General features: G+C 42.9%; 9 protein-coding genes. 3 read left to right on the top strand and 6 right to left on the bottom strand.

What is annotated here, in order from left to right:
* Positions 1-32 precede the first annotated feature (32 nt).
* Complete coding sequence (locus N7U62_RS21860) at positions 33-800, bottom strand: hypothetical protein (RefSeq protein WP_264140248.1); 768 nt, start codon at positions 798-800, stop codon at positions 33-35.
* Positions 801-1123: 323 nt separating this feature from the next.
* The gene (locus N7U62_RS21855; RefSeq protein ID WP_264140247.1) at positions 1124-1993 is read right to left on the bottom strand and encodes a DMT family transporter; all 870 of its coding nucleotides are present in this window, start codon (positions 1991-1993) and stop codon (positions 1124-1126) included.
* A 143-nt stretch (positions 1994-2136) separates the two neighbouring features.
* Here N7U62_RS21855 and N7U62_RS21850 point away from each other — a divergent pair, with 143 nt between their 5' ends.
* On the top strand, positions 2137-2670 hold the full coding sequence (locus tag N7U62_RS21850; RefSeq protein WP_264140246.1) for a tellurite resistance TerB family protein: 534 nt from the start codon (positions 2137-2139) through the stop codon (positions 2668-2670).
* A gap of 84 nt (positions 2671-2754) precedes the next feature.
* Positions 2755-3666: a 1-aminocyclopropane-1-carboxylate deaminase/D-cysteine desulfhydrase gene (locus tag N7U62_RS21845; RefSeq protein WP_264140245.1), complete on the top strand. Its 912-nt coding sequence runs from the start codon at positions 2755-2757 to the stop codon at positions 3664-3666.
* A 17-nt stretch (positions 3667-3683) separates the two neighbouring features.
* Here N7U62_RS21845 and N7U62_RS21840 read toward each other — a convergent pair whose 3' ends face one another.
* The 3 genes from N7U62_RS21840 to fabG all read right to left on the bottom strand — a co-directional run bounded on the left by N7U62_RS21840 (position 3684) and on the right by fabG (position 7275).
* Entirely contained in the window at positions 3684-4247 is a 564-nt protein-coding gene (locus tag N7U62_RS21840; protein ID WP_264140244.1) for a hypothetical protein, read from the bottom strand.
* Positions 4248-4315: 68 nt separating this feature from the next.
* Positions 4316-6388: a vWA domain-containing protein gene (locus N7U62_RS21835; RefSeq protein ID WP_264140243.1), complete on the bottom strand. Its 2073-nt coding sequence runs from the start codon at positions 6386-6388 to the stop codon at positions 4316-4318.
* Positions 6389-6528: 140 nt separating this feature from the next.
* Positions 6529-7275: a 3-oxoacyl-[acyl-carrier-protein] reductase gene (gene fabG / locus N7U62_RS21830; protein ID WP_264140242.1), complete on the bottom strand. Its 747-nt coding sequence runs from the start codon at positions 7273-7275 to the stop codon at positions 6529-6531.
* A gap of 853 nt (positions 7276-8128) precedes the next feature.
* Here fabG and lpdA point away from each other — a divergent pair.
* A complete protein-coding gene (gene lpdA / locus N7U62_RS21825) occupies positions 8129-9523 on the top strand; it encodes a dihydrolipoyl dehydrogenase (RefSeq protein ID WP_264140241.1) in 1395 nt (464 codons plus the stop codon).
* An 89-nt stretch (positions 9524-9612) separates the two neighbouring features.
* Here the strand turns inward: lpdA and N7U62_RS21820 are convergent, their stop codons facing one another.
* The gene (locus tag N7U62_RS21820) at positions 9613-9951 is read right to left on the bottom strand and encodes a hypothetical protein (RefSeq protein ID WP_264140240.1); all 339 of its coding nucleotides are present in this window, start codon (positions 9949-9951) and stop codon (positions 9613-9615) included.
* Between the last annotated feature and the right edge of the window lie 51 nt (positions 9952-10002).

The following is a 10002-nucleotide window of genomic DNA, read 5'->3' as shown; positions in this document are numbered from 1 at the left end:
TTCTTTCCTTTTAATAGTACTGATTGAATGGGTTAAGGCAATGCTGGTGGATCTGGTAATGAATTGACATCACCTCCGCCTCCACCACCAGGCTCACCACCCTGCATACCAAACACATAATAGGCCGCTGCACCAGCAGCTAGTACAGGAAGTACTTTGACAATAAAAGGAACTCGTGCTTTCACCTTGAACTCTGGACTCAACACCCTGTTCAAAGAATTCTTTTCTGATTGTATGGCGATTTTATAATTGCCCTTTTTCTGTTTTTTAGGCATCATCCAGCTGTAGCTACCGAATTCATTGTTTTGATCAAGGGTTTGCATCTTCACCCCGTCTTTGTATAGGTCTACATTGAAAGTTTCATTTTCAATCCCTCCATGCCACTTGACCTGTACCATGCTACCTCGCTTGTACTTTTCTGATTGATAAGGTCTGTCTATGACTATAGGTGCGTATACCATAGTTGCCACTATCTGGAAATCAACCTCGCCTTTGAACTCGGCAAAGTTTTCCATACCATCCAGCACATAGACCATTCGTCTATTGATGGCAGGCACGTCTTTCAACTGTCCCTCCTTGACAGTAAGTGGCTTTGAATAATTATCCCTGGAAGAATAAATCTCAATGTCATATTTCTCCTGAATACTAGATTTATAGCCCAGATCAAAAGAAACATTGATATTGTCCCCATCTACTTCTACCTGTACATTTTCGATGCTTTGTGCTTGTACTTCGGAAAGTACAAAAAACAAAGAACCAAAAAACAGCATCAAAATTCTTCGTTGGTAAGCGTATGCCATATAGTTAATTAGTTAGTACCTAAAATAATATTTTGTCAAAGCGAACAAATAGTTCATCCATTTTAACAAAAAACAGAACGTTCAAAAATATCAATTTATATACTGAAAAGGATATATCCTGCTAACTATTTGACTTCTATCAATATAGAGCAAAGTATTATTAAAATAATACAATTTCACCCTACCCCAAATGAGGTATATCGCTTGCGGTAAGTCTCTTGAATCAAAAACGAGGAGATGCATACAGGTGTACCCAGCAGTCTATCAGAATTTGGGCATGGCAAAACGCATCTAAGCAACCAATAACTATACGATTCTGCCACCTATTTTTTAGCAGAGCGAATGCTCTCTATGATCACGGTTGCGAGAATGATAGCCCCTCCTATCAGCACTCTACCCTGAGGGATTTCTGAAAGGAATATGATGCCTAAAACAATACCGAACAATGGAGTCAAACTGCTAATGATACTAATAGCAGTAATAGAAAAATACCTGAAACTTAAGACAAACAAGGTATGACCTGTAGCGGTAGTCAAAACCCCAAGCAACAAGAGAGATTTCCAGCTATCCAAGACTCCATCCCAGTTTGAACCAAAATCCCCCATGTACATGACGGGAAACAAAACCAGGCTTAGCACGGACAACTGATAAAACATCAAAGTCACGCCAGAATGCTCTCCTACATTTTTCTTCATCAGAATGTTGCGTAGGGAGTAGCACAAGGCGGATACCACTCCACAAGCAATCCCAATCGTCACCTGATTACCGAGGCTATATTCTGGCACGAGGAAAAACACTCCACTAAAAGCAAATAAGGCAATCAACACATCCGTCCATTGGTGCTTATACCCCAGCATCAGAGGTTCCAGCAAAGCCGTGATCACAGGATAAGTAAAAAGTGACAGCATCCCGATCGCTACCGAGGTATATTGCAAAGCATAAAAATAAGTCACCCAATGACCGCCTAAAAACAAAGCGCCAATCACCACACGACGAAAGGTTCTCCCCCAGCCAATAGAAACTGGCGTATTTCGTACTTTCAAAACGAGAAGCAGGGTAAGCGCTCCGATGACACATCTGACCCAGATTGTTTGCTCCGGAGGGATACCGATATAGCGTCCCAAAGTCCCCGAAGAACTCATGATCAATATGGCCAGACCTAATTGTAGAAATTGAAATATCTTCTTGTCCAAAGTGCTTTTCTCGAAATGAAGTTCAATATTAGAAAATATCAGAGGATTATCCTTGGCAATCGCCGGCAATCAATTCACTCCGTTGTTTAATTTTTTCAACAAAAAAACCTTAGATTTAATCACCATAATTAAAATAAACAGCAATGCCCGATAACAATTTCCCCCACTTACTGCTTCGTACGGCCTTTTCTTTTATGACTTGCGATGGCCATATCGACAAGAAAGAAATCGTTTCAATTATGAAAATGGCCCAGGAAAAATACCTTTTTGGTCAGGTTGAAGTCGATAAGGAGTTAGAAGAAATGCTGGGAAAAATCAATCGAATAGGAACAGAGTATCTCAAAGATTTTTTCCGAAAGGTTCACCGCGCACACCTCAGCGACGAAGAGCAATTGCAAATGATACAAGTAGCTGTCGATATCATTTATGCTGATTTGGAGGTAAAAGAAGACGAGGTGAAATTCTTACGTGTGCTTCGTACCATGTTGGACGTCTCGGACAGTGCGATACTCAACAACTTCCCACAATTGGCCAAGGATTTCATGTGGGAGGACGACTTTACAGATGCCTATGTCAAGCAGCTTTATGCCAATTACTTCAAAGACAAGAAAATGCCGGTCTTCGATGTATCTGATGTAATGGACATTACGCAAGAAGTATTAGAAGAATTAAAGTAAGTATTATAACCCAAATTGCTTTCATGAAGCATTGAAAATCCAGGCATTCTTGGATATTTAATCTGCTCCTTCCTAGATTTGATTATGTTTGAAAAATCCGATCCCACTCCACTCGTTGCTATCGAGGATGAATTGCTCCAAGAGAAGAATCTCAAGCTGTATATAAAGCGTGAAGATTTGATTGATCCCGAAATATCCGGGAACAAATGGAGAAAGCTCAAATACAACCTGATCAAGGCAAAAGAGCAGGGCAAGGAAATCGTTTTGACTTTTGGGGGAGCCTATTCTAACCACATAGCTGCTACTGCTGCTGCAGCCAAACGTTTTGGCTTTCATGCGATCGGGGTGATCCGTGGTGAGGAGCTCAACGAAAACTCCAACCCAACCCTAAGGAAGGCTCACGAAAACGGCATGCAATTGCTATTCGTCAGTAGACCAGACTACATGTTCAGAACCAGTCCTCACTGGCTCAGCATGCATCAGCAAGAATACAGCGCGTTCATCATTCCAGAAGGCGGCAGCAATCACCTGGCGATCCAGGGGGTAAAAGAGATTCTGAACGAAATAGAAATCGACTTTGACTACATCACCTGTCCGGTGGGTACTGGCGGTACTTTAGCAGGTCTAGCCTCGGGCCTTCACCCACACCAGAAGGCACTGGGTTTTGCTTCCTTGAGCGGGGAAGGTTATTTAGAAAAAGAAGTCGGACAATTGCTGTCTCCAGAGTTCCATTCCCGAAAGGAGATCATTCATGACTATGACTTTGGCGGCTATGCCAAGCATGATCCCAAATTGATCGAGTTCATACAGGAATTTTACAACAAACACCAGATCGCCTTAGACCCGATCTACACAGGCAAAATGATGTATGGTCTGTATGACCGAATCAAAAAAGACAAGTTCGAATCAGGCAAAACTATCATAGCAGTACACACCGGCGGACTGCAGGGGATTGCTGGATTCAATGAAAAATATGGGCTGGAATTGAAAGCTTAATTCGCTTATCGACTGACCTAAAGTGTAGTCGGATCCAATATCATAAAACTGAGCCAAACAAACAGCTGTGCTACCATGAACACATCATGATACAGTTTGTTTTTAAAATCAGCGAAAATAAATATCAGGTAAACGCCAGCATAGATAAATAAGGGAATCTCCTCAATTAAGGTGTATCCAGAAAAGTACATGTTCTGCGCTATGCTGATCAGAATGGTAATAACAAAAAGCGTATAAATCCATCGATAGTTCTGATAGAAATAAACATCCATATCCAATTCCTGACTTCTTGTTCCCGTCGGGAACAATAGCCTCACTTCAAGAAACAGAATAATTGGGAAAGACAAAATCGCCATTAAAGTAGGAAAAGTCCACACTTCGATATGTTTGGAATATTGGTAGCTGTACCACCAATCCTGTAGTGTAACCATAAACAATATGACTATCATCACAGTATGAGAAAAGCTAAATTTGATACGGCTATAGTTAGAGACCATATCTGCTATTCCATTCAGAATCTGAGCCATTGCCAGACCCAGTATCAAAGAAGTCATTGCAACGACGTACTCAAAAGGTTCCATAGTTTGTTTTTTGATTCGGTGGATGAAACATCAAAGGCAAAAAGATAATTCCCTAGAACAGAAAAAAACTAGTACCCCCCGCTATACTTTCTTCCTCCCCACTCAAGTGAGGCCAGAGAAAGCACCAAAATCAAGGCCCACAACAAATTGATAACAGGAAAGGTCTGGTCTTGATAGTGGATTCTACTCTTGTAGTCCAGCTGCCCCAAATCCGACCAAAGAGGAGCCAAACTGTCGAAAGCATAAAAATGCCCTTGATTCTCACTCGCCAGCTGTCGAAGTAAGGTAAAATCTGCTACCTGGTCCAACTGTTCCAGCTGTTCGTCCTTCACCACAAAAGTGCCGGAAGCTGTATGGCGCTTTCCATTGAGCTGCGTCTCGGCCCTGTACTGATAGCTACCAGCAGCCAGCGAGGTAATCTCCAGCTCAGAATATTGAGAAGATGGGGTGAAACTAAATTCTTTCTCAGGCATCTCGTCTGACTGTATAGTAATCACCACCTCTGAGCCATAGACTCGCTCATAAATCTCGTTGTACAATTCTGCCTGAAATGAAACACTCTGATTGGTGACAAACTCATTTTCGACTGGGTAGCAACGAAATTTCCTTTTGTCTACTTTGGTACTGAGGTACTGGATCAACTTAAGAAACAAATCGTCAAAGGTCTCGGTATCTTCATATAGGGCATATTCTTGCAATCTCCATTGCCAAATCCCATCTGCCAGCAAAACCGCCATCTTGCTGCGGTCCAGCTCCTGAACAAACATCAAAGGCTTGTCGATCGTCACTGACCCCACCTTCTGATTCAAGAGCACCTGAGCCTTGGCAGGGGCTTGAATATCTCCATAGGGTACCGAGACGGGCACAAACTCTGCCCATCGCTCGTTGGTCTCATCACTCAAAGTGAAAAGCCCAAAGCCCTGGTTCAATTGCCCTACTACCTGATCTCTCTGGTTTCGTTTCTGATCAATAGTTAGTCCTGGGACATACTTATTGAGTGCATTCAAGTTGGATCTGGGACCGAGAATGTAAAACATAGGGACAGATTGGGCCAACAACTCGTCTAGCTCCTTTTGTGTGCGGTTGTATCTATCAAATGCCTGATGAACTATCGCCAGATCAAACTTCTCCTTTGGCAAAGGCTTTTGCCCCGGGAGGAAAGTGTGTACTTCAAAATTTTTGTTCTGTTCAATCACAGTCCTGAGTGCTTTCAAATCCGGATGAGGGGCAGGCGCAATCAATGCAATTTTCTGCTTGCCATCGATCACATCGATGTATATGTTTCGACGGTTGTTTTCGATCACCGCCTCTCCTGATAGCGCTACCAATTCGATTGTATAGCGTTGCAATCCTTTTGCACTTGCTTCGACCTCCAGCTCGACTCTACTAAGCGATTCTTTGGATTGGAGACGGATCGTTTCAGTCTTAAGCACTTTCGAGTTTTTCTTCACCCTAATTTGAGTCTCCTCACCAGCAAAACCATAATTATACACTTCTGCGATGATTGGAAAGCGATTGCCCTGATAAGCCACCTTATTATAGCGAAGGGTCCTTAGCTCCAGATCCAGCTTTTGTATGGTATCCCCTACTCCGATGGTATGGAGGTCAAATTGCTGCGTCTGATAGATGGGCGAACTGCCGCGATTGAATTTACCATCCGAAACCAGAAATACAGAAGCCAGATTGGTGTTTTCATATCGGGCCTGAATCTCTTGCAGCATGGCTCCCAGATCCGTATTTTCTTCTGTGAATTGCAGGCTGTTTTTGTCTAAGGATTGATTATCCAATCCCACCCAATCCACCTGATAATTTTTCTCTTCGAGCTGGGATTGTAAGGATCCCAGATCCGATTGCAACTGAACGAGCTGCAGACTATCTACCCCATTGGTCATAGAGCTGGAATTGTCGATAGCCAATACAACAGTCGGTTTTTCTACCTGCTCGAGATATTGGTTGACCAGCGGATTGAGCAACAGGACAGCCAGCCAGGTCAGCAATAGCAATCTGACAGCAAATAATACACGCTGAGTGGTTTTGCTCCATGGCCCTTGTTTGGAATACAGCAAAAAAGTCAAGCCCAAAGCCAGTAGAAAATAGAGTGGCAATAGCCAGAGCGAATATTCGAATTGGATAATCGGCAATGCGTTTCTTATTAAGGATCTATTTTAGAAAGAACGAAAGATAGACATAAAAAAACTGTCTCAAAAAACTCCTTGCCCCCATAAAATGAAGAAAGTAGATTTTGAGACAGTCCTTGATATATTTTGATAAGTGCGACGACTTATGTCAACATCGCACCACAGATATTCAATACTTGTCCAGACACATAGGTCGACATGTCTGATCCTAAGAACACACATACGTCAGCCACCTCTTCTGGCTTTCCTCCACGCTTCATTGGGATAGCGTCTCTCCAGCTTTGTACTACTTTTTCGTCTAGCACATCAGTCATCTCAGTCTCGATAAAACCCGGAGCGATGGCATTGCATCGGATGTTTCTAGAACCTAACTCCAAAGCCACCGATTTGGTAAAACCAATGATACCCGCTTTAGAGGCTGCATAGTTGGACTGTCCCGCATTTCCTTTCACCCCCACTACAGAAGACACGTTGATGATCGATCCCGCTTTCTGCTTCATGAAAGTACGAGTAGCCGCCTTTACTGTATTGAAACAAGACTTCAGATTCACGTTGATCACGTCATCCCAAGCCTCTTCAGTTATTCTCATCAGAAGGTTGTCTTTGGTGATCCCGGCATTGTTGACCAAGATGTCCAGCTGACCAAAGTCCTCCACTACACCAGCGATCAACTGCTCTGCTGCATCGAATTTAGACGCATCAGATCGGTAACCTTTCGCCTTCACGCCAAAAGCTTCCAGTTCAGCTACCAAAGCCTCTCCTTTTTCTACACTTGACAAATAAGTAAAAGCCACGTTAGCACCTTGTTCTGCATATTTCAACGCGATAGCTCTACCGATACCTTTAGAAGCACCTGTAACCAATGCAGTTTTTCCTTCCAATAATTTCATTTGATGTATGATTGTTTGATTCCTCGTCAAAAAATTTTGTCCAAAAATACATTCTTTAGACATATACCCGACGATTTTGCACAAAAATTCCCCTCAGCCCTTCTCTATCAAAAGGTGCAAGCGCCATTCCTAGCTGACCGAAAGGCAAAAGCACTCCATCCATTCACACCTACGGACATTAAACACGCATTTCAATGCCTAATAATTGCAAACCCCGTCCTTGCTATCACATTTGAAGGGCTTGAAATCATTCCCACCATAGATAAAGACTCATCCTATCCAGTAGTTATTCCATTTCATTCTACCGCTAAGGCATATACCATAGGTAGACTAACAGCTACCAGGGTAGGTACGACATCTACCAGTCTTGAACTGACAACTACCCCTGTGGAATCACATCTACCGACCTAAAAGCCGCATCTACCGTGAAAAAATCACATCTACGGGCCTGGACATGACAGCTACCGCAGGGAAACTCACATCTACCTGGTAGTTATCATTTTTCTAGTGGTATGCCCCATATATTATTTGATTAGGCATTAGATCAGTCTCGCTTATCCATGGGCTATTTTGTCCTGGCCGACCGATGGGATTTTAAATAACAAAGTGCTATCGATTTGAACTTCAGCTCCCTATCCGAACAAGAATGAAGATTGCCTCTGACAATAAAATTCACTCACTCGAAGAACAATAACCGGGTAAAATCGTATCGTGAAGGTACACGGAGTAAAACAAAAAGCTTTGCATGGAATGGGAATAAGTTTTTTTCTCCCGGCAAAGCGATTAAATTTGTGCGACTTTTAAGCGCCTCGGTATTATCAAGGCCTCATCATCTTATTCAGTAAAAAGAATTATGGCAAACAAATATGACGTAATAGTGATAGGTAGCGGTCCTGGCGGATACGTTGCAGCTATCAGAGCCTCTCAGTTAGGAAAAAAAGTAGCAGTAGTAGAGAAAGCAGAGATCGGCGGTATCTGTCTCAACTGGGGATGTATCCCTACCAAAGCGCTGCTTAAAAGTGCGAGTGTATTCGAATACATTTCTCACGCAGAGAACTATGGCATCACTGTAGGAGATTCTAAAGTGGATTTCGGCGGTATGATCAAAAGAAGCCGTGGAGTGGCCGACACCATGTCCAAAGGGATCCAGTTCCTACTGAAGAAAAACAAAATCGACCAACTGTTAGGTTTCGGAAAAATCGCCCCTAACAAAACTGTAACTGTAACCGACGCAGACAACAAAACGGAAAGCTACACTGCCGACAGCATCATCATCGCGACTGGTGGTAGATCTAGAGAGCTTCCTAACTTACCAATCGACGGCAAAAAAATCATCGGCTATAGAGAGGCGATGAGCATGTCAAAGCAGCCTAAGAAAATGGTAATCGTAGGTTCTGGCGCGATTGGAGTAGAGTTCGCTTACTTCTACAACTCAATCGGTACAGATGTGACGATCGTAGAGTACCTACCGAACATCGTACCGGTAGAGGACGAGGATGTGTCTAAGCAACTGGCTCGTTCGTTCAAAAAGCAAGGCATGGAAATCATGACCAGCGCCGAAGTAACTAACGTCGACACGGCAGGAAAAGGCTGTAAAGTAACAGTAAAGACCAAAAAAGGTGAAGAGCAAATCGAATGTGATGTAGTACTATCTGCAGTAGGTGTATCTACCAACATCGAAGGTATCGGACTGGAAGAAGTGGGTGTAATGACCGACAAAGGAAAAGTAATCGTAGACGACTACTACAAAACCAACATCCCAGGCATCTATGCGATCGGCGATATTGTACACGGTCCAGCATTGGCTCACGTATCATCTGCTGAGGCGATCATCTGTGTAGAAAAAATCTGTGGTGAGTCTCCAGAGCCTTTGGATTACGAAAACATCCCTGGGTGTACTTACTGTACTCCAGAAATCGCTTCTGTAGGTATGACTGAAAAGCAAGCCAAAGAAGCAGGATACGAAATCAAAGTAGGTAAATTCCCATTCTCTGCTTCTGGTAAAGCACAGGCTGGTGGAAATGCTGAAGGTTTTGTAAAAGTAATCTTTGACGCGAAATATGGCGAGTGGTTAGGTTGTCACCTGATCGGTGCTGGCGTGACTGACATGATCGCTGAAGCTGTAGTAGCTAGAAAACTAGAAACTACCGGACACGAAATCATGAAGGCAGTTCACCCTCACCCAACTATGTCTGAGGCTATCAAAGACGCAGTAGAGGATGCTTACGGTGAAGCAGTTCACTTGTAAGAACCACTTCGAACAAAAAACTAAAGCCGATTCTATGTAGAATCGGCTTTTTTTTTATTTCTTAGGGTAAAAGGGCGCTAATCTAAAGATCAGGTCAACTCCCACTGCATGATATAGCTGGCTGTGCTTCCCTCTTCGCAGAGTTCCATACTCGTGGAGTACTCTCCCTTGTTGTTATCTACAAAAAACTTGAAGGTCCCAAGATGGTCATTGAAGGTGAGGTAATCAAAATCCCAAAGCTCCAGCTCATTCCAGCCATCCTGAACTTCCAGATCAATATTTACAACGACTTTGTCTCCTGTATCTATTCGGAAATACCAATCTCCCACTGGCCAAATTTTCTTACCGTCATACTTGAGAAACATCTCATCTTTGTCGATCTCGTCAGGAACTGTACATTGCACAGACTTTATATGAATTTTAGGCATGGTTTTTCATTGCTTATTTCAGCAACAAATAAAATCAATTAATGAATATGA

It is taken from the genome of Reichenbachiella ulvae, assembly GCF_025833875.1.
In the GTDB taxonomy this organism is placed as follows: domain Bacteria; phylum Bacteroidota; class Bacteroidia; order Cytophagales; family Cyclobacteriaceae; genus Reichenbachiella; species Reichenbachiella ulvae.
The sequence above is the reverse complement of the archived record's forward strand: the minus strand, read 5'-3'. Positions and strand labels throughout refer to the sequence as shown.